1 pseudogene is annotated in these 322 nt (G+C 57.1%); it reads left to right on the top strand.

Annotated features, from left to right (window positions below):
* Positions 1-66 precede the first annotated feature (66 nt).
* Positions 67-322, top strand: a pseudogene (locus EJB06_RS31625) (IS5/IS1182 family transposase); the annotation flags it as partial.

Genomic DNA, 322 nt, shown 5'->3' with positions numbered 1-322 from the left:
TTCCAGCACTTTGTAGGGTTGCGCTCGATCAGTCAGATTCCGGATCGGACGACAATCTGGACCTTCATGGAACGCCTGATTCAGGCCGGCGCCAGCGATAGTATCTTCGAGGCCGTGAACCGGCAGCTGAGCAAACACGGTTACATCGCGCGGGGCGGGCAGATGTTCGATGCAAGCATCGTGCAGGCACCGAAGCAGTCACTGAGCAAAACGAAGACGGCAGTGGTGAAAGAAAACGCTATGCCCATCGAGTGGAAACCTGCCAAGCGCCGTCAGAAGGACATGGACGCGCGGTGGACCAAGAAGTACGGCAAGTCCTACT

Source organism: Massilia atriviolacea, from assembly GCF_003953935.1.
GTDB classification, from domain to species: domain Bacteria; phylum Pseudomonadota; class Gammaproteobacteria; order Burkholderiales; family Burkholderiaceae_D; genus Telluria_A; species Telluria_A atriviolacea.
Note: the sequence above shows the minus strand (reverse complement) of the source record. Positions and strands in the feature narration are given on the sequence as shown.